Below are 20,098 nucleotides of genomic sequence, written 5' to 3' on the forward strand. Positions count from 1 at the left end.
CGCGGGGCGGCTAAACCGGCATCCCTGCCGGTTTACCCCCCAAATCCCTGCCGAATTCCGGCCAGCGTGTTTGACGGGGCGCCTAAGATCAAAATCAAAAACAAAGCCAGAGCCAGAGCCAGAGCCAGAGCCAGAGCTGAGTTGGATCTGCTTTTCTGTGGGAGCTGGCTTGCCTGCGATGGCATCAACTCGGTGTACCTGATGTACTGAGATGTCTGCATCGCAGGCAAGCCAGCTCCCACATTTGAACCGAGATCGGCTTGCAATACCGGTCGGCTCGAAGGCCGCCGCGGTTGTTTTTGATTTTGATCTTAGGCGCCCCGTCAAACACGCTGGCCGAACGCAGGCTTGAATCCGTGGGTAACCCGGCAGGACGCCGGGTTAGCCGCGCTGGGCCAAGGATGGCCCATCGCGGCGGCCCACGGATTCAAGCCTTCGTTCGGGCACACCGAGCCTAAGCGAGGTGCCGAGTGTTGGGGTAAGAGCGCTTTGGTGGACTTGTTCCCTCAAAACGTACGCCATGAAGCGAGTGTTAAGCAGTTTGCTTCAGTTGCTTTGCGTAGTCATTAGGTGAGCTGTATCCCAGCGCCGAGTGCAGCCGTGCCGCGTTGTAAAACCCATGGATGTAGCTTGCGATTGATGCATGGGCCTGTGCTTTGCTGGGATACACACCGATGGCTTCTTCCTTCTTGAGTGTGGCAAAAAAGCTCTCTGCCACGGCGTTATCCCAGCAATTCCCCTTACGGCTCATGCTTTGCACGAAGCCTCTTTCCGCGATCATGCTACGAAAACCGCTACCGGTGTATTGTCGGCCTCGATCAGAGTGAAAAATCACACCGTGATCCACGGGCGCTCTGGTCCAGGCGTTCATGAACGCCTGTTGTACCAAGCCCTCGGGCATACGATCCGACAGGCTGTAACCCAGCACCTGCCGGGTCTGGATACTCAACACCACAGCCAAGTACAACCAACCCTGGCGGGTCGAAATATACGTGATATCCCCCACCCAGGCGGGTGCTGGGCTTGTCACGGAAAAGCGTCGTTTTAACACGTTGTCAGAAATAGGTTGGATATACCGGTTATCCGTCGAGTGTTTGAAGCGGGCTTTGATTTTTCCTCGCAGCATTTCCTCTCTCATCAGACGAGCTACTCGCTTGTGCCCTATCGCGTACGAGCGGTTATGAAGCGCCTTAACCATGCGTGGACGCCCATAAGTGCCTCGGCTTGCCCGATGAATCGCGCGAATTTCCAAGCGAATCGCCACATCTGGATCAGGACGTTTCTGACGCTTCAAATAGCCGTGAAAGCCCGACACCGAGACCTCCATCACTCGACATAACAGCCTGACTGGAAAGTGAGTCCGTTCACGGGCGACAAAGGCGTATCTCAGTTGGACTCTTTGGCAAAGAACGCCGTCGCTTTTTTTAGGATTTCTCGCTCCATTTTGAGCGTGGCATTTTCAGCTCGAAGCCGAGCCAGCTCGCTTTCCAGGTCAGAGACCGGATGCCGGGCAGGAGAACTGAGAGGACGCCCGTTGCGTGCGGCGTCCAGCCAATTACCTAAGGTTTTGACCGAGATATCCAACTGTCGGGCAGCTTCTCCTCGACCAATGCTTTCAGCGAGTGTCACTGCCTGAGCTTTGAAGTCGTCGGTGTAACTGCGGCGAGTTTGCTGTGCCATAAGTGCCTCCAAGATTGCGATTAAAATATCGCTTCTTGGCGTCCGCTGCGAGGGAACAAGTCCATTGGTTACTTTCGCGCTTTTCGAAAGTGACCCGCCGTAAGGGCGGAACCAATATCCGCCATTACCGCAGCAATGGATATGTACACCACCACCACCACCACCACCACCACCACCACCACCACCACCACCACCCACATTTCGCCCGAGACCAGCGTCGAGAAACCGGTCCACTCTAAGGCCGCCGAGCTTCTGCTTTTGATCTGGGCCGCCCCGTCAGTGGACGACTACGCAGTGTTCGATGTGGCCGGCCGCTACACCACCAGAGTCGGCGATTACGATACTGTGCTGCACCTGACCGTCGACAACCTGTTCCTGGGAGCGCCGCGTACAGCGCGGTTATCCGCCACCGTCAATTTCTGAGGCTGAGTGTTTATGCGTAATCTGATTTACTCCAGTGTGTGCCTGCTCTCCACCGCCCTGGTGGGCTGCCAGCAACAACCGCCCGCCAACGATCAATTGGACGCGGTGCTGTGGACCCAGACCTCCATCGAGCACGAGCTGATTTATCGCCAGGTATTCGCCAGCGCCACCCGCCAGCTGGACACGGCCCTGGCCGACCCGACGTGGGACGCCTTGCCCTTGCCGCCACGCAACCTCGCCGGCCTGCCGCCAGCAGTGGTGGTGGATATCGACGAAACCGTACTCGACAACGTGCCGCTCAACGCGCGGGACATCCGCACCAACCAGGTCTACTCCTACGACCGCTGGAACACCTGGGTTGATCAGGCCAAGGCGCAGGCGCTGCCCGGCGCCGTCGAGTTTTTACAGGCGGCTGACCAGAAGGGCATCACCGTCTACTACATCACCAACCGTGAACACAGCCAGGTCCAGGCCACCGTCAACAACCTGCGCCTGCGTGGCTTCCCGGTAGAACGCAACGAACAGGTACTGGCCGCCAGCACGCCGACCGGTCACTGCGAGCAGGCCGGCTATGGCAAGAACTGCCGCCGCCAATGGGTCGCCAACCACGCCCGTGTGCTGATGCTGGCCGGTGATTCTTTCGGGGACTTCGTGCAAGCCGAACACAACACCCTGGCCGACCAGCGCAAAGCCGCCGCGCCGTACCTGGCGTGGCTTGGCCAGCGCTGGTTCCTGCTGCCCAACCCAACCTACGGCAACTGGTACAGCGCCCCCTATGGCGACCAGGAAAAACTGCCTTTCGAACGCAAGCGCCAACTCAAGCAACAGGCGCTGCACCTGGAAAACTAATGCTTGAGAGAACCCTATGTCGCCGCTGGAAATCGTCGCCGTTTTCTCAACATCGCCGGCGTCTGGCTCACCGCTCCACGGATGCGCTGATGCTGGCCTGGCAACGTGACTTGCGCGAGCAGGAACATATAACCAAAGCGTCGGTTTACAGCGTTTAATATCATTAAACATAAGTGCATCTATCGCGTTTAAATATAAAAAACCCGCTTGGATGCTTTTATGAACTTACGCACTGCCGCCGCCCTCAGCGTCACCCTCCTTTTGGCTAGCCCGGCCGTGTTTGCTGGGCAGACGCTGGACCGCATCACCCAATCCAGGCAATTGGTCGGCGTGTTGATGGAAAATTACCCACCGTTTTCTTTCCTCAACGAACAAAACCAGTTGGACGGCTTTGACGTCGATGTGACCAAGGCCGTGGCCGAAAAGCTCGGAGTGAAGCTCAAGCTGGAAACGCCCTCCTGGGAAGTCATTGCCGCCGGCCGCTGGAATGGCCGGTATGACGTGTGCATCTGCTCCATGACCCCCAGCGCGGCGCGCGGTCAAGTGTTCAACTTCCCGTTCGAGTATTACGCCTCGCCTGCCGTGGTGGTGGTCAATGCCGGTGACAACGCCATCCAGTCGGCGGTCGACCTCACCGGTAAAAAAGTCGGCGTGGGCAGTGCGTCCACCTACGAGGCCTACCTGGCCAAGGACCTGGTGATCGAAGGCGCCAGCAAGCCGATCGACTATCCGTTCAAGGCTGTACAAGCCGTGCCCTATGACAACGAAACCATCGCCTTCCAGGACCTTGCGCTGGGCACCGGCAAACGCCTGGATGCGATGGTCACCAACCTGGTGACCGCCAAGGAACGCATCGAGCACGACCCACGCTTCAAAATCACCGGCGATGTGCTGTACGCCGAACCCAATGTGGTGGCCACCGAGAAAGGTGATCCGCAATGGGATGCCAAGCTGACCCAGATCCTGGCTGAGCTGAAAAGCGACGGCACGCTGGCGAAGATTTCCCAGAAGTGGATCGGCTCAGACATCACCCAATGAGTGTTTTCCCCACCCCACCCTCCACGCTGAAACCGCCGCCGGTCAAACGCGCTCGGCTGTCGTTCCGTGTTCGCCTCTGGCTGACCTGGGGCGTGATGCTGTGCCTGTTCACCGGGATGTTCCTGAGCTTCGATCTGCAGTTCTCTATCGTGGCGGCCAAATGGCAGAACCTGGTCGGTCTGCACCTGTCGCCCCAAGGCTTTTTGCAGGGTGCGGCGCTGACCCTGTTCCTGTGCTTCTGCTCGATCTGGCTGTCGGTGGCCCTGGGGTTCGCCACGGCCCTGGCGCGATTGTCGAGCAGTGCGGTGGCGTTCGGTATCGCCAGTTTTTACGCCTCGTTCTTTCGTGGCACGCCGCTGCTGATCCAGATTTTGCTGATTTACCTCGGCCTGCCCCAATTGGGCGTCGTGCCGGGTGCGATCAGTGCCGGGATTATTGCGTTGTCGCTGAACTACGGCGCTTACCTGAGCGAAATCTTCCGTGCCGGTATCCTCGGCGTGTCCCAGGGCCAGAGCAATGCAGCCGCGGCACTGGGCATGAGCCGCGCGGTGACGTTCTGGCAGATCGTACTGCCCCAGGCCATGCGCACCATTATTCCGCCGACCACCAGCCAGTTCATCTCGATGCTCAAGGACTCATCCCTGGTCTCGGTGATGGGCGTGTGGGAGGTGATGTTCCTCGCACAATCCTATGGTCGATCGTCCTACCGCTATATCGAAATGCTCACCACTGCCGCCGTTATCTATTGGCTACTGTCCATCGGTCTGGAGCTGATCCAGGCACGACTGGAGCGGCATTACGGCAAGGCTTATCTCCACGGGCGCTAGCCCTCTCTTTGTCTGCAGGAAGCACCATGTCCGATCCTACCCCACTGTTATTCGGCCTTTATGAACAAGCCAGTGTCGGCTGCGGCGGCGCGCCCAGCCTGTGGACGCATCCCGCCGATGAAAGGCTAGGGATCAACACGCTCAAGTACTGGTCGAACCTGGCTCGCACGGCGGATGAAGCCAACCTCGACCTGATGTTTTTCGGTGACGTGCTGGGCTTTTACGACGTGTTTGGCGGCTCCGAAGCCATGGCGCTGAAATGGGCGGTGGAAGCCCCGGCCAACGATCCGCTGACGATCATTCCAGCCCTGGTGGCCCTCACCGAAAAGCTCGCTTTTGGCGTGACCGTCACCACCACCTACGAGCATCCGTTCACCCATGCCCGGCGCTTCAGCACCCTGGATCATTTGTCGGATGGGCGGATCGGCTGGAACATCGTCACCTCCTACCTGTCCAGCGCAGCACGTAATTTCGGCCTGGAGCAGATGATCAAGCACGATGACCGCTATGAACGCGCCGAAGAGTTTCTCGACGTGGTGTACAAGCTCTGGGAAGGCAGTTGGGCGGATGACGCGGTGATTGCCGACAAGCTGGCGCAAACCTACGCCGATGGCACACGGGTACGGCCGATCCAGCATGCCGGCGAACATTACCGCGTTGCCGGGCCACACCTGACGTCGCCGTCGCCGCAACGCACGCCATTGCTGATCCAGGCCGGCTGGTCGGCACGCGGCCGGCAGTTTGCGGCCAAGCACGCGGAGTTGGTGTTTATCGCCAAGTCCAACCCGCTGGAAATCCGCCAAGGCCTGGAAGACATCTGGTGCCAGGCCCAAGCCCGTGGCCGACGGGCCGCCGATGTGAAGTCACTGACCGTGCTGCGTATCGTCACCGCGCCCACCGCCATCGAAGCACAGCAAAAATACGACGCCCTGCAAAGCAACTATCACCTGCAGGCACAGCTGGTGAGTTACGCCGGCGACACCGGCATCGACATCAGCCGCTACGCCGACAACGAAGCGCTGTCGACCCACACCGAAGGCATGACCTCCTACGTGATGAGGCCCGATGGCAGCGGTAAACCACTGACGGCCGGTGAAGTGCGCCAGCGCTTTGCCAATGTCACCCGTGGCAGCGACCTGATCCTGGTCGGCACCCCGGAGCAGATTGCGGAAAAGATCGAGGAGCATGCACGTATCTCAGGTACCAGCGGCTATATGCTTAACCCGCTGATCAGCCCCGGCTCGCTGAATGACTTTGTCGAGCACGTGATCCCGGCCCTGCAAAAACGTGGCCTGTACCGCACCACCGCGCAAACCGGCACGCTGCGCTCGCGTCTGAGCGTCGATGGCAGCGATCGCCTGCCACCCTCGGCCCATGGCGCGTCGTTCCGCTTTGCGTAAAGCCTGCGTGGGATCAGGTGACCTGCGCCAACCGTCCCGGAATATCCGCCAACAAACTGCGCGTGTAGTCAGTACCCGGTGCGCTGAAAATCTGCTCGCAATCGCCTTGCTCCACCACCCTGCCCGCGCGCATCACCACCACATGATCGGAAATCTGCCGTACCACTGCCAAATCGTGAGAGATAAACAGGTAGCTTAACCCCAAGCGTTCCTGCAACTGGGCGAGCAATTTCAAGATCTGCCCCTGGATCGACGCATCCAGCGCCGACAACGCTTCATCCAGCACCAGTAACTGCGGTTCCAACGCCAGCGCCCGGGCAATCGCCACTCGCTGCCGTTGCCCACCGGACAACTCCACCGGTCGACTGCCCAGCATCCGCGCCGGCAACTCAACCTGTTCCAGCAAGGTCGCCGCGCGCTGCCGACGCCAGGCGCGGTCGCCAAGGTCAAAGGCCTGCAGCGGCTCGTTGATGATCTGCTCCAGGCTCAACCGTGGGTTCAACGACGCATAGGGGTTCTGATAAACCACCTGGATCCGTCGTCGCAAGGCCAGCCAATCGCGACGTGAAACACGGCTGATGTCCTGCCCCTCAAACACCACACTGCCGCTGTCCAGCTGCTCCAACCCGAGAATCAACCGCGCGGTGGTGGACTTGCCCGATCCCGACTCACCCACCAGGCTGGTGGTGCCATGGCGTGGCAGGTGGAAGGACACATCCTCCACCGCCAACGGCGCCGGATGGCGCCAGGTGGAGAAGTCCTTGCGCAATCCCTGCACCGTCAACAACGGCGTTTGATCCGCTGGCACCCCACTCACTTGCCTGCGACGCTGCACCAACAGGCTCGGCGCCGCCTGCAACAGTTGCCGGGTGTAAGCGTGCTGGGGTGCCTGAAAGACCTGCCTGGCCTCACCGGTTTCGACGATACGCCCCTGGTGCATCACCAGCAGCCGGTCCGCGCGGTCCAAGGCCACGCCCAAATCGTGGGTGATCAGCAACACGGCGGTGCCGCGCTCGCGAGCCAGGTTTTGCAGACGGTCGAGGATCTGCCGCTGCACGCCCACATCCAGCGCGCTGGTGGGTTCGTCGGCGATCACCAGCGGAGGGTCATTGGCCAAGGCGATGGCGATCAGCACGCGCTGACGCATGCCGCCGGACAATTGATGGGGATACCCGCGCGCCACCCGCTCAGCGTCTACCAGGCCGACTTCACGCAACAGGTCCAGGCTGCGTCGGCGCGCCAGCGGTTTGGGCACGCCATGCAGGGTCAAGGCTTCCACCAGTTGCTTGCCGACGCGTTTCACCGGGTCAAGGGACAGCGCCGGATCCTGCGGCACAAACCCCACGCTACGCCCGCGAATGCTTTGCCACTGACGTTCACTGGCGTGGGTCAACGCCTGGCCCGCGAGAAGGATACTGCCCGATTCGATCTGCGCATTACTCGCCAGCAGGCCCACCAGCGCCGCAGCGGTGGTGGATTTGCCGGAGCCGGACTCTCCGACAATTGCCAGGATCTCACCGGCCTTGAGTTGAAAATCGATACCCGCCACACCTTCCGTTCGCCCGTCTTGACCGTGGTAGGCGATGCGTAGGTTGCGTACGTCCAACAAGATTTGCTCGCTCATCGTGTCGCTCCTTGATCCTGTTGCAACGCCCGCGCCAGTTGGTTGGCCGACACCACCACCGCCGCCACTACCAGGCCCGGCAGGCTGGTGTACCACCAGGCGGCAATCATGTAGTTGCGCCCTTCGGCCACCAACAGGCCCCACTCGGGTTGCGGCGGCGGTGCGCCAAAACCGAGAAAGCTCAGGGCCGAGACCGACAACACCGCACTGCCAAACTCCAATGCGGCCAGTGCCAACACCGGAGCGCTGGCGTGCGGCAGGATATGCCGGGCGATGAGGGTCCACGGCCCCACACCACAGGCAGAAGCGGCCTCGACAAAGGTACTGGCGCGCCAACGCAGCACTTCGCCGCGCACCAGGCGCGCGAACGTCGCCACCGACGACAAGCCCACCGCCAGGGCAATGTTCACCGTTCCAAACCCCAGCACCGTGATCACCGCCATGGCCAGCAACAGCGCAGGGATCGCCATCAGCACTTCCACGCAGCGCATCAGCACGGCATCGACCCAGCCGCCGAAGAAACCGGCCAGCACCCCCAACACAATGCCGCTGAACAAGGCGATCAACACCGCCAACAACGTCGCGCGCAATGACAGGCCCGCGCCATACACCGTGCGGCTATACAGGTCGCGCCCAAGATGGTCAGTGCCAAACCAATGGGCCGTGGACGGGCTTTGCAAGGCATTGGCCGGCACACCGAGCAGCGGATCGAACTGCGTGAACAGCTGCGGCCATAAGGCCCAGCCCAACACCAGCAACAATACGATCACGCCCAGCGGCAGCAGCGGACGCCTGCGCAGTACGGTGAAATAACGCGGCCGTGGCAACACGGCAGTCAAGGCAAGGCTCATCGTGCAGCTCCGCGAATACGTGGGTCGAGCAGCGGGTACAGCAGGTCCACCAGCAAGTTGACGGTGATAAAGATCAGCGCCGCCAACACCACCACACCCTGCACCACCGGGATGTCCTGGCTGCTGACCGCGCCTTGGGCCAGGCGCCCGATACCTTCGCGGGAGAACACGGTTTCGGTGACCACGGAACCGGCCAGCAGCGAGCCGACAATCACCCCGCTCAGGCTGAGGATCGGAATCACAGCGTTGTGCAGCACATGGGTCAACAGCACACGCAATGGACTCATACCCTTCGCGCGCAGGGCGTCCACAAAGGGCAAGCGTGAAGTGGCAGCCAGCGAGCGCGCCAACACCTGGGCGATCACGGCACTGGTGGGAATGGCCAGTGTCAGCGTGGGCAGAACCAACGAAGCGAGGCCCTGATTACCCATCGCCGGAAACCAGTGCCAGCCAAAGGAAAACCACTGCAACAGCAACAATCCCACCCAGAACGTCGGCAGCGACACCGCTACCGCCGGCAACCCGAGCAACACATCCCGCAACCAGCGCCGGCGCGTCAGGCTGGCAACCAGCGCCAGCCCCACACCCAACACCAACGACACCAGCAATGACACCAGCGCTAACGCCGCCGTCTTCGGCAGCGCCTCGGCCAACGACGCCGACACCGGCTGGCCACTCTGAATCGAGTCACCAAAATCCAGCTGTACCGCGTGCCACAGCGCGATGCCGTACTGCACCACCAGCGGCTCGTCGAGGTGATACTGCGCGCGCAGTGCTGCCACTTGCTGCTGATTGACCGTGGTCTGCTCGCCGTTCTGATTGAGCATGATGCTCACGGGGTCACTGGGCAGCGCGTACAAAATCACGAACGACAGGCTGAACGCAGCCCATAGCACCAGCAGCGCCTGCCCGCCCCGGGCCAACAGGTAGAACCCCGCGCCCTTCATGGCTTCAACCAGGTGTCGAAGAATTGCAGCCGCGATGACGCTTCGTAATGCAGGCCGTGCACGTGCTTGCCATGGGCCAGGACGGTGGCCAGTTCCACCAGCGCGATCGCGTGACCGTCGCGCAGCAACCGCTCACTGGCCTGGTCGATCAACACCTGGCGCTTCGCGCTGTCGAGGGTTTCGGAGGACTCGCGCAACAGGCGGTCGACTTCGCTGGGTTCACGCTTGTTGATGTTGTAGCCCTGCGCGTAATACACAGTTCGCAGTACGTCCGGATCGGCGCGCGTGAGGTTGAGGAAACGCACGCTGAAATCCCCACTGGCCTGGATTGCCGTGACCTGGCTGATGGTGGATTTATTCAGCTGGAAGTCGATGCCCACGCCCTTCAACTGCTGCTGCACGAGTTCCAGGATCGGCGTCTGCTGCCAGTAATCCAGGCGAAACGACAAGCGCTTGCCGTCCTTGACCCGCACCCCATCGGCGCCCACCTGCCAGCCCGCTTCATCCAACAGTTTGCGTGCACCTTCGGGGTCGTAGGCCAGCAGGCTGGAGAGATCGCGGTACAGCGGCGTGCTGCTGGCCAGTAACGCGGTGGCGGGTTTCTGGTAGCGCGAAATGATGCGCTGCAACTCGGCTCGATCAATTGCCTTGCTTAGCGCCTGGCGCACCTTGATATCGGCGAACAACGGTGTCGACTCATTCAGCGCCAAGTTGAAGACCACCCCCGGATTGGCACGGGTCAGCAGCACCAGGCCCTGGCCTTCGATGCTCGGTTCATCCTGCGGCGCCACGCTGGTGTTCACCTCGATTTGCCCGGACGCCAGACTGCCCAGGCGCACGCCGGATTCGGGAATGATCAGGAATTCGATGCCGTCCAGCCACGCCTTGCCCTTATGGGCCGCCAGGGACGAACCCCAGGCGTAGTCTTCACGACGGGTCAGCGAGACCTTCTGATTATGCACAAACGACTTGAGCACAAATGGCCCCGAGCCGACCAATTGGCCCTGGCAGCGGTCGCCGGAAGGCAGCGCCAGGTTCGCCGGCGACAACAGCCCCAAGGTCATGGTCGAAGTGGCTTGCAGGAATTGCGCATTGGGTTGTTCGAACTCGACGACCACGGTGTGGCTGTCCGGCGTGTCGATGCGCTTGAGCCCGGCCAGGTAGGTCGAGCCCAGTATCGACCGCGCGCCCAACGCCACAATGGCGTGCAGGTTGGCCTTGACCGCCGCCGCATCCACCGCCGCGCCGTCACTGAACGTCACGCCCTGACGCAACACAAAAGTGAAGCGCCGCGAGTCTGCATCCACGTCCCAGCGTTCGGCCAGCCACGGTACGATTTCACCCGTGACCGGGTCCTGGTCGGTCAAGGAGTCCACCAACTGCCGCCCCACGTTCAGCGCCGTGTTGTTACCCGCCTGTTGCGGGTCAACACATTGCGGGTCGCCGTCCAACGCCACGCGCAGTGTGCCTCCGCCCTGAGGTTTGCCGGCTTCCGCCTGGGTGACCTGGTCGGATGGCCCGCCGCACGCCGCCAGCAACAGCGCCAGCATCGCGACTGAAAGCTGCTTCATGAACGCGCCCCTTGATGACGGTTGGTGATGTACGGCAAGCCGAGATTTTCGCGCAGCGTCTGGCCCTGGTATTCACGGCGGAACAAGCCCCGGCGCTGCAACTCCGGCACCACGCCGTCGGCAAAGTCGGTGATGCCTTGATGCAAACCGGAGAACATCACGTTAAAGCCATCGGCGGCACCGCGTTCGAACCACTCCTGGAAGTCATCCGCCACGCTTTGCGGCGTGCCGATGAGGATGCGATGCCCACCGGCCGTGAGCTTGTTGAACAGCTCACGCACGGTCGGGCGTTCGCGGCGGATCAGGTCGAACACCAGTTTCTGCCGGCTTTTATGGGTGTTGGTGTCGAACTGTTCCGGTGGCAACGGCACCAATGAATCGAATGGCAACTCCGACAGATCGAAACCCAGGCTGGTGAAGCGCGAAATGGAACTGAGGAAGGCTTTAGGGTCTTGCAGCTCCTGCAATTGGTCGTACTTGGCCTGGGCTTCGGCCTGGGTGCGACCAATCACGGTGGACACCCCCGGCAGCACTTTCAGGTGCTCGGGGTTACGCCCCAAACCGGCGGCGGTTCGCTTGATCTCCTGGTAGAACGCCTGACCCTGCTCCACCGTGTGTTGAGCGGTGAAGATCAACTCCCCGGCCCGCGCTGCCAGACGCCTGCCGGCATCGGACGAGCCGGCCTGGGCAATCACCGGATAACCCTGCACCGGACGCGCAGCATTGAGCGGGCCTTGCACCTGGAAGTATTTGCCGTGGTGGTTGAGCACCTGCAACTTGTCGGTATCCAGCCACTGCCCGGAGGCTTTGTCCTGGATAAACGCGTCGTCGGCCCAGCTGTCCCACAGGCCGGTAACCACGTCGTAGAACTCTTCGGCACGCTCATAACGGTCGGCATGCCTGATGTGGTCGTCGCGGTTGAAATTCTCGCCGCCGCCCAGGGAAGTCACCAGGTTCCAGCCCACCCGGCCACCGCTGAGGTGGTCGATATTGGCGAACTTGCGCGCAATGTTGTACGGCTCGTTGTAAGTGGTGCTCGCGGTGGCGATCAAGCCGATACGGCGCGTCGCCAACGCCAGCGCCGGCAGCAGCACCAAGGGGTCCCAGCGCACACTGTTGGGGCCGCGCGCCAGGGCGAGCGGGTCGAGGTCGACGTTCACCGTGTCATTGAAGAACAGCGCATGAAAACGCGCGGCCTCCAGTTTCTCGGCGATCCAGCGGTAGTGCTCGAAGTCGCGGAACGAGTCGCTGGCGGCACTCGGGTGGCGCCAGGCGGAACCCATGATGCCGGCACTGGGGATGAAGGCGCCGAGCAGGATTTGTCGGTCTGGTTGGCTCATGTCGCAGTCCTCATCAGAAAGTGTAGGTGGCGCGGGTGTACCAGAACGCACCGTAGGGATCGAACGGCGAAATGCTGCCGAATTTCGGAAAGCCGTTGATATCGCCTTGGGGGAAGGCGTTGTTGTCGGCCTTGACGTTGAGGATGTTGTTGGCGCCCACCGCCAGGTTCAGCGCTTTGGTGAAGTTGTAGGCCACTTCCAGGTCGGTCAGCCATTTGGCGCCGTAGGTCACGTCATACGCGGGGTTGGTGTCGCGGGCGATGACCTTGTCGTAGCGATTGACGGAGGCGTTGATGTCGAAATCGTCGACCTTCCAGTTGGCACTGAGGATCAGCTTGGTCTTGGGGTTGGCCACGGTCAGGTAACCCTGGGCCACGCGGTCGAACAGCACCAGGCTGCTGCCCACGGCAGTGAGGGCGGCCGGCGTCGATTTGATGCTGTCGATCGTGGTTTTGTTGTAGTTGGCTGCCACACCATATTTGACCGTACCCAGGGCGCCGTAGTCGACGCGGTAGTCGGTGACCAGGTCGATGCCGCGGGTGGTGGTGTCGGCGGCGTTGGTGAAGTACTTCACCCGGTAGCCGGGACGGTAACCGTTGGCCTGCAAGATCTGGTCGACGCCGCTGCCGAACAGAAAGCCAGTCTGGGCGATGCGGTCGCTGATCTCGATCTGGTAGGCGTCCAGGGTGATGTTGGCTTCCGGCACAGGCTTGTACGCAAAGCCGATACTGATGTTGCGCGACTTCTCTGGCTTCAGGTCTTCTGCGCCAAGGGCCTGGGCCAGCGACGAATCGACGCGCACCGACTTGGCTTCGACGAATTGCGCGACACCATTGACGGTGGTGTATTGGTTGGCGGTCTGCGCATACACCGACTGCGACAGCGACGGTGCCCGGAAGCCGTTGCTGAGCGTGCCGCGCAGGGCGAATTCCGGGGTGAAGTCATAACGCAGCGAGAGCTTGCCGCTGCTGGTGTTGCCCGAGCTGTCATCGTAATGCTCGAACCGTCCAGCCACGCCCACGTAGAATTTTTCGGTGGGGTTGAGGCCTACGTCCACATAGCTGGCGTAGCTGTTGCGGCTGGCCTGGCCTTCGTCTTCCGGGGTCAGGGTGATCGCGCCCTGGGCACCTACCGCGCCGGGTTGCCCCGCCAGTGGGCCGCTCGGGTAAACGTAACCGCCATTGATGTATGACAGAGGGTTGCCGGACTCGGTCTTGTAGCGCTCATGCCGGTGTTCAAGGCCTGCCGACACCTGCAATGGCTTGCTCAAGCCGACTTCAAAGGCGCGGGTCAGGTCGAGGTTGTTGGTCCACTGGTCGAAGTAGTTAGTGTAGGTGGTGAAGTGCGTGGGGCTCGACGGGCCGAGGGAAGCGTTGAGGGTCTCATCCGCGCCGGCCACCCCTTTGTCACGACCAAACGTCGAACTGAGGTCCCAGTTCCACTCGGCGACTTTGCCTTTGCCCCCGGCGGCGACTTGGTAGTCGGTCTCGCGCAGGGTGTAGAACGGCGCGGTGCCGTCGGGGTAGATCGACGCAATGATGTTGGTCGAGTTGGGCCGCCGGTAGTTCTGCCCGCCCCGCGCATCACGGTTGCTGAGGGTGGAGAACGAATACAGGGTCACATCGTCCAGCGGCAATTCGGCGTTGTAGGCGACGTTGATCGCCTTGATTTTCGGCAGGCCGTTTTTCTGCACATCTTTGTCGTTGGCCTCCCGCGGATCGGCGGAGCCGTCGGGCTGGCGATAGTAGAACGCGCCGGTCGCATCCCGCGCGCGCACGGCGGTCTGCTGGGACTTGGCGTCCAGGGACAGGTTGAAAAAGCCGTCGTTGGGCAGCGCAAAACCATTGTTGAGGGTCTGGCGAATAGTGCCGCCATCACCCTTGGTGTACTCGCCGTAGGAGGTGCTGACCGAACCGCCATTGTCGTTCTGCTTGAGGATGATATTGATCACCCCGGCAATCGCATCCGAGCCGTATTGCGCCGAGGCGCCATCGCGCAGCACTTCAATATGGTCGATGGCGCTGACCGGGATCATGTCCAGGTCCACCGGGTTGGTGCCGTAGGCCGCCGTCGAGTCGAGGTTGATCACCGCGCTGTTGTGACGGCGCTTGCCATTCACCAGTACCAGCACATTGGAACCGTTGAGCCCGCGCAGGCTGTAGGGCCGCGCGATGCTGTCGTTGGACGTGCCAGAGGGACGCTGGGAAAACGATGGCAGGGTTTTCTGCAAGGCGGTGCGCAGGCTGCTGGAGCCGGTTTTTTCCAATTGCTGGGCGCTGATCACATCAATCGGCGACGGGCTGCTGGTGACGGTGCGCGCCTCACTGCCCCGGGAGCCCGTGACGATCACCGTGTCGAGCGTGTCATCAGTGGCGGCGGCATAGGCAGGCAACAGGGTGAAGCTGGCCAGCATCAGTGGGGCGAGTTGCAACGTAGAACGGTAGGCAATGGATTTCATGGCAGGTCAACTGTTCAGAATAGGGTTGAAGTCGTCACGCCATAGCGGTCGTGCATCGACGCGTTGGCGGATCAAATGGTTTTGGTAGAACAGGTCAGCCACCTGTTGCTGGGAGTGAAGGGTGTCGGCATCGGTACCCACCAGGCGGGCGGGTCGGCTGCGCTGCTGGAACTGGCGCAGGTACAGGGCGCGATCGATACCGGTCAGCGCTTCACTGCGCTCGGGCCCAGCGTTCGGGATGGGCGTTGACCCAGGCCCAGGTGGCTTGCTCACGCCGCAAGAAATCGCCTACCTGGCTGCGGCGTCGAGGGTTGGCCAACACCTGTTGCGTGGTCGCAATCACGTAGTTGCCGGAGTAGTAGCGGCTGACGTCCGCCAGCAGCTCGCCATCCATTTGGCTGGTGGCCTGCAACGCGCTGATGCCGCCCGTGGCGATGGCATCCACATGACCATTGCGAAACGCGGTGAGCGCGTCCTGCATGGGCAGCGGCACCGCCGTCACGTCGGCCAGGGACAGGCCGTTCTGATGCAGCAGGTTCAACACGAAATAGTGCGTGTTGGTAGCCCGCACGTAGCTGATGGTCTTGCCTTTGAGGTCCTGGACTGTACGAATGCCACTGTCCTTTTTCACCACCAGGCGGGTGTCGTTCTGGTCGCCCTGGTAGACCGCCACCAGCGCAATCGGCACCTGGGCAATCGAGGCGAAAATCGGTGGGATCTCGCTCATGAATGCATAGTCCAAGTGACCACTGCGCAACGCTTCCAGCACCAGGTTGCCGCCGCTGACATCCACCCATTCCACCGGGTATGGCGTGTCCGCCTGACCGGCGTCGGCGAGAAACGAGGCCGCCGTGCCTTTGTAGCGCCACACACGCAGCGGTTCGACAGCCTCGGCCTGACGCCCCAGCAGGGCACCGGCCGCAAGAACGCCGCTGGCCCGCAGCAATTGCCGACGAGAGAGGGAATGCATGGGCGCGCCTCAGTTGAACAGGTCGGGTTCTTCGGTGCGGATCTGATCCCACAACGGCAAGAAGTTGAGCCAGGCGAAAAACTCGTGCCGCGCCTTGTCGAGCCCCTCCTCCCAGGCATCCGGCGCAGGAATCAGCGGCGTCCCGGCCGAATGCGCCAGCAGGTGCACACGGGCGGTATCTTCGGCGAGGATAAAACGCCACGCGGCGCTTTCCACGGTCTCACCGGTGACCCACAGGCCGTGGTTCTGCCACACCAGCAGGTTGTGTTGACCGAAGGTCTCGACAAAGGCCTGGCTGACGATGTCGCGATCCTGCTCCAGCGCCCCGCTGGCGGTGCGCAAGGCGTGGCGCTGGAAGATCACCTGGTCGCCCTGAAACGCGCCGGACTCGGCGGTGATCGGGTCGAACAGGCGGCCCAACGACGACCAGACCCGGCCATGAAAACCGTGGAAATGAGCGATGCCCACCACCTCCGGGCGCGCCTGCTGCAGGTCGTGGTGCAATTCCAGGGCGCTGGTGTTCAGCAGTCCTTGGCCCTCCACCACTTGGCCTTGGCTATCGACCCGCAGCAAGTGGGAGACCGTGATTTGCGAGAACGGCACGCCCAAAGGGTTGATCCAGTAATGCTCCGGGTGCACCGGGTCACGGGCGGTGAAGTGGCCCGCTACACCCACTTCGAAACCCAGGCGCCCGAACAGACGATAGGCCGCGGCGAGGCGTTGTTTGCGGTGCAGGCGCTCCTGCAGGGGATCGTCGTGCCTGGGCACGGCGCGCAGGGCCAGGCGGTTGTTGTCGTAGGGCAAGGTGTAGATGGTTTGCGGGAATAGCTCTGCGTGGCTCATGACGGGTGCATCCTGATCTTTTTTTAGGCGAACGAGACCGTGGCTCGGCGGGACCGGCGACGAAAACGCAAGGACGGTGTGGCGGTGGGGAAAGCGGTCAGGTCGTCATGATCAGGGGGGCCCTCGCAGGTGGGTGTGGTCAGTGCTCTCCTCCACCATGCGAGGGGTCGGGTCGAGTGTGGTGTCTCTGTACTGAAAGGTATTCGTCTAAGAAACGCCTGTAAAAGTCTTTGTAGTCATATGCTAATAATCAGGTTTTTTTAATATGATTGGCTTATATGATGAGGTAATTGCATTTTTAGATGAGGGGTGGATCCGTTTTTTGGGTAACGGCGGCTTATGGTTCCGCCCTTACGGCGGGTCACTTTGGAAAAGAGACGGAATGCCGGCCCAGCCCAAAGTAACCAAAGGGCTCTTGCCCCAACACTCGGTACCTCGCCTAGGCTCGGTATGCCCGTAATCCGACAGTGATTTGGGGGGCCGCCTAAGATCAAAATCAAAAACAAAGCCAGAGCCAGAGCCAGAGCCAGAGCCAGAGCCAGAGCCGATTGATATCTACCTGATGTAGGAGATCAAAATTGTGGGAGCGGGCTTGCTCGCGAAAGCGGTGGATCAGTTAGAGATGCAATCGCTGACACGCCGCCTTCGCGAGCAAGCCCGCTCCCACATTTGAAACTGAGACTGGCCTCCAGAAACCGGTCGGCTACCAGGCCGCCGCGCTTTTGCTTTTGATCTGAGGCGCCCCGTCAAACACGCTGGCCGAACGCAGGCTTGAATCCGTGGGTAACCCGGCAGGACGCCGGGTTAGCCGCGCTGGGCCAAGGATGGCCCATCGCGGCGGCCCACGGATTCAAGCCTTCGTTCGGGCACACCGAGCCTAGGCGAGGTGCCGAGTGTTGGGGCGAAGACCTTTTGGTTACTTTTGGGGCGTTTGCCAAAAGTGACCCGCCGTAAGGGCGGAACCATAAGCCGCCATTACCGCAAAAATGGATATGTACACCCCCCCGCCACTTCCTAAGCCACCCGCCCCACCGCATACCGATTCACCGGCACCGGCAACCCCAAATGCCCCCGCAACGTGCTGTGACTGTACTCACTGCGAAACAACCCCCGCTCCCGCAACAACGGCAATACCTGATCGGTAAACCGCGCAAAATCCTCCGGCGCGCCCACGTGGATATTGAACCCATCCACCGCACCCTCCACAAACCAACGCTCGATCTCATCCGCCACGGTCTTGGGCGAGCCGACGAAACTGGAAAACGGCTTGGCAAAGCGCAACGCCGCCTGGCGCAACGTCAGCCCCTGTTCACGAGCAACCTGCTTGATGTTCTCCGCATGCCCGCGATACCCGTTACTCCCCAAGTCGCCCAACTCCGGAAACGGCTCATCCAGTGGGTACTGGCTAAAGTCGTGGTAATTGAACGGCCGCCCCAACTGCACCAGCGCCTTGCCAAGATCCAGCTCGCCATTGCGTTCACGATCAATGGCCTGGGCCTGTTCATCGGTATCCGCAATGATCGGTGAAATACCCGGCAGGATGGTGACGTGGTCAGGGTTACGCCCAGCGGCGGCGGTGCGTTTTTTGATGTCGCTGTAGTACGCCTGGGCATCTTCGAAATTGCCCACACCGGCGAAAATCCCTTCAGCATAATTCGCCGCCAGGCTGCGCCCGGATTCGGAGATACCCGCCTGGAAAATCACCGGTTGACCCTGGGCCGAACGGGCAATATTGAGTGGCCCGGTGACCGAGAAAAACTCGCCGTGGTGATCGAGGCGGTGTTGGCGTTGCGGGTCGAGGAACACTTTGGCTTGCTTGTCGCGCACAAAGGCGTCGTCTTCATAGGAATCCCACAGCCCCTGCACCACGTCCAGGTGTTCGGCCGCGCGGCGATAGCGCTCGGTGTGGTCGATGTGTTGCTCACGGCCAAAGTTTCCCGCCGCGCCTTCCAAGCCGGTGGTGACCACGTTCCAACCGGCGCGACCGCCGCTGATGTGGTCCAGGGACGCGAACTGCCGCGCCACGTTGAAGGGTTCGGTATAGGAGGTCGTGAGCGTCGCCACCAGGCCGATTTTCGAGGTCGCCCCGGCGATGGCCGAGAGCAGCGTCAAGGGCTCCAGGCGGTTGAGGAAGTGCGGCGCGGAATCCGGCGTGATGTAGGGGCTGTCGACGATGAACACCAGGTCGAACTTGGCCGCTTCGGCCTGCTGTGCCTGGGCGCGATACCAGTCGATATCCACACTGGCATCGCCGGGGATTTGCGGGTGCAGCCATTCGTTTTGTGCGGTGCCGACGCCGGTGAGAATGGCGCCGAATTTGAGTTGTCGAGGTGAGGTGGGCATCAAGGTATTCCTCCGTGGATGGCCGCAGTGGCCGGTGGAGAATGACCTTAATGCCCGTAGGCAGGGCTTGTGAAAGGCTTTGTAGATCTATGCTAATTATTAAAATTAATGATCTCTAGCAAATATCGTTATCCGAGTACTGCATAACGATCTGTCAGGCTCAGCGACGTGCGCTGACCGCCGAAGCGTCGTTGGACACGATCACTTCCACACGGCGATTCAACTGGCGTGACTGTGCGCTCTGGTTATCAGCAACCGGGAACTGCTTGCCGTAGCCGATGACGGCTATCCGCTCGATCCCCACGCCGAGTCGTTGCAAACCACGCGCGACCGCTTGGGCACGTCGCTCGGACAGGCTCTGGTTGTAGGCATCGCCTCCCACGCTGTCAGTGAAACCCTCTACCCGCACCTGACGCTCCGGGTTCTGCACCAGGAAGTTCGCCAGCCCCTGGAAGTCCCGCTGGCTGCCGGCTTTCAAATCGGCCTTGCCGGTGTCGAACAGCACGTCGCCAAAGGTGATGACCTGGCCACGTTCGGTCGGCTGGGCTTTCATCGCCTGCAAGGCCTTGAGCTGCGCGGTGCGCACGTCGAGCTGCACCTGGGTACGGTCGACCGCGATGTTGTCGAGCTGGGCATCGGTCTTGCGGCCGACGATAGTCTGCTCGGCCAGGGCGATTTTTTGCGTGGCAAGGTAGGCGAGCTGGTCGAGCTGTGGGTCGGTACGGTCGTGCAACGACACCTGGTTGGCGCGGTCCAGCGCGTTGGAAGCGATACGGGTTTCAACCGCCGCCAGGGTGTTGGATTCCGGCTTCTGCTGCAGGCTGGAAAATTGGCTGCGCGCTTGCAGCAATTGCGGGTTTTCCGGCGGCGTGGCGCAACCGGCAAACGCCAGGCTCAGGGCCGAAAGCACAGGGATGAAAAAAATGGCACGCAT

18 protein-coding genes are annotated in these 20,098 nt (G+C 61.4%); 5 read left to right on the forward strand and 13 right to left on the reverse strand.

Features of this window, described 5'->3' with window-relative positions:
- Positions 1 to 532: 532 nt before the first annotated feature.
- A complete protein-coding gene (locus AYR47_RS26995; RefSeq protein WP_033901970.1) occupies positions 533 to 1,390 on the reverse strand; it encodes an IS3 family transposase in 858 nt (285 codons plus the stop codon).
- Positions 1,387 to 1,680 carry a transposase gene (locus tag AYR47_RS27000; protein WP_033901971.1) on the reverse strand — a complete coding sequence of 98 codons (294 nt, stop codon included), beginning with the start codon at positions 1,678 to 1,680 and terminating at the stop codon, positions 1,387 to 1,389. The genes AYR47_RS26995 and AYR47_RS27000 overlap by 4 nt, the downstream gene beginning before the upstream one ends.
- Positions 1,681 to 1,815: 135 nt before the next feature.
- Here AYR47_RS27000 and AYR47_RS32810 point away from each other — a divergent pair, with 135 nt between their 5' ends.
- The 5 genes from AYR47_RS32810 to AYR47_RS27025 all read left to right on the forward strand — a co-directional run bounded on the left by AYR47_RS32810 (position 1,816) and on the right by AYR47_RS27025 (position 6,217).
- A complete protein-coding gene (locus AYR47_RS32810) occupies positions 1,816 to 2,103 on the forward strand; it encodes a hypothetical protein (RefSeq protein WP_208603953.1) in 288 nt (95 codons plus the stop codon).
- Between the two features lie 12 nt (positions 2,104 to 2,115).
- Positions 2,116 to 2,952: a 5'-nucleotidase, lipoprotein e(P4) family gene (locus AYR47_RS27010; protein WP_061449035.1), complete on the forward strand. Its 837-nt coding sequence runs from the start codon at positions 2,116 to 2,118 to the stop codon at positions 2,950 to 2,952.
- A gap of 219 nt (positions 2,953 to 3,171) precedes the next feature.
- Positions 3,172 to 3,990, forward strand: a complete 819-nt coding sequence (locus AYR47_RS27015) for a transporter substrate-binding domain-containing protein (RefSeq protein ID WP_038849547.1) — start codon at positions 3,172 to 3,174, stop codon at positions 3,988 to 3,990.
- The gene (locus tag AYR47_RS27020) at positions 3,987 to 4,817 is read left to right on the forward strand and encodes an amino acid ABC transporter permease (RefSeq protein ID WP_061449036.1); all 831 of its coding nucleotides are present in this window, start codon (positions 3,987 to 3,989) and stop codon (positions 4,815 to 4,817) included. The genes AYR47_RS27015 and AYR47_RS27020 overlap by 4 nt, the downstream gene beginning before the upstream one ends.
- A gap of 26 nt (positions 4,818 to 4,843) precedes the next feature.
- Entirely contained in the window at positions 4,844 to 6,217 is a 1,374-nt protein-coding gene (locus tag AYR47_RS27025; RefSeq protein WP_061449037.1) for an LLM class flavin-dependent oxidoreductase, read from the forward strand.
- Positions 6,218 to 6,230: 13 nt separating this feature from the next.
- Here AYR47_RS27025 and AYR47_RS27030 read toward each other — a convergent pair whose 3' ends face one another.
- The 11 genes from AYR47_RS27030 to AYR47_RS27075 all read right to left on the reverse strand — a co-directional run bounded on the left by AYR47_RS27030 (position 6,231) and on the right by AYR47_RS27075 (position 20,098).
- Complete coding sequence (locus tag AYR47_RS27030) at positions 6,231 to 7,841, reverse strand: dipeptide ABC transporter ATP-binding protein (RefSeq protein WP_061449038.1); 1,611 nt, start codon at positions 7,839 to 7,841, stop codon at positions 6,231 to 6,233.
- Positions 7,838 to 8,692, reverse strand: a complete 855-nt coding sequence (locus AYR47_RS27035; RefSeq protein ID WP_152514748.1) for an ABC transporter permease — start codon at positions 8,690 to 8,692, stop codon at positions 7,838 to 7,840. Before AYR47_RS27035 ends, AYR47_RS27030 begins: the two co-directional genes overlap by 4 nt.
- Positions 8,689 to 9,639 (reverse strand): ABC transporter permease, encoded by a 951-nt coding sequence (locus AYR47_RS27040; protein WP_061449039.1) that lies wholly within the window; start codon positions 9,637 to 9,639, stop codon positions 8,689 to 8,691. Before AYR47_RS27040 ends, AYR47_RS27035 begins: the two co-directional genes overlap by 4 nt.
- Positions 9,636 to 11,210 (reverse strand): ABC transporter substrate-binding protein, encoded by a 1,575-nt coding sequence (locus AYR47_RS27045; RefSeq protein WP_061449040.1) that lies wholly within the window; start codon positions 11,208 to 11,210, stop codon positions 9,636 to 9,638. Before AYR47_RS27045 ends, AYR47_RS27040 begins: the two co-directional genes overlap by 4 nt.
- On the reverse strand, positions 11,207 to 12,550 hold the full coding sequence (locus AYR47_RS27050; protein ID WP_038849532.1) for an LLM class flavin-dependent oxidoreductase: 1,344 nt from the start codon (positions 12,548 to 12,550) through the stop codon (positions 11,207 to 11,209). Before AYR47_RS27050 ends, AYR47_RS27045 begins: the two co-directional genes overlap by 4 nt.
- A gap of 13 nt (positions 12,551 to 12,563) precedes the next feature.
- A complete protein-coding gene (locus tag AYR47_RS27055) occupies positions 12,564 to 15,008 on the reverse strand; it encodes a TonB-dependent receptor plug domain-containing protein (RefSeq protein ID WP_061449041.1) in 2,445 nt (814 codons plus the stop codon).
- 6 nt (positions 15,009 to 15,014) lie between these two features.
- A complete protein-coding gene (locus AYR47_RS33075) occupies positions 15,015 to 15,281 on the reverse strand; it encodes a hypothetical protein (protein ID WP_237142510.1) in 267 nt (88 codons plus the stop codon).
- The gene (locus AYR47_RS27060; protein WP_237142511.1) at positions 15,220 to 15,978 is read right to left on the reverse strand and encodes an ABC transporter substrate-binding protein; all 759 of its coding nucleotides are present in this window, start codon (positions 15,976 to 15,978) and stop codon (positions 15,220 to 15,222) included. Before AYR47_RS27060 ends, AYR47_RS33075 begins: the two co-directional genes overlap by 62 nt.
- Before the next feature lie 9 nt (positions 15,979 to 15,987).
- Positions 15,988 to 16,821: a class II aldolase/adducin family protein gene (locus AYR47_RS27065; RefSeq protein ID WP_061449042.1), complete on the reverse strand. Its 834-nt coding sequence runs from the start codon at positions 16,819 to 16,821 to the stop codon at positions 15,988 to 15,990.
- A gap of 1,014 nt (positions 16,822 to 17,835) precedes the next feature.
- The gene (locus AYR47_RS27070; protein ID WP_033900067.1) at positions 17,836 to 19,164 is read right to left on the reverse strand and encodes an LLM class flavin-dependent oxidoreductase; all 1,329 of its coding nucleotides are present in this window, start codon (positions 19,162 to 19,164) and stop codon (positions 17,836 to 17,838) included.
- A 160-nt stretch (positions 19,165 to 19,324) separates the two neighbouring features.
- Positions 19,325 to 20,098, reverse strand: a complete 774-nt coding sequence (locus AYR47_RS27075; protein ID WP_038846319.1) for an OmpA family protein — start codon at positions 20,096 to 20,098, stop codon at positions 19,325 to 19,327.

This window comes from Pseudomonas azotoformans, assembly GCF_001579805.1.
Taxonomy (GTDB): Bacteria; Pseudomonadota; Gammaproteobacteria; order Pseudomonadales; family Pseudomonadaceae; genus Aquipseudomonas; species Aquipseudomonas azotoformans_A.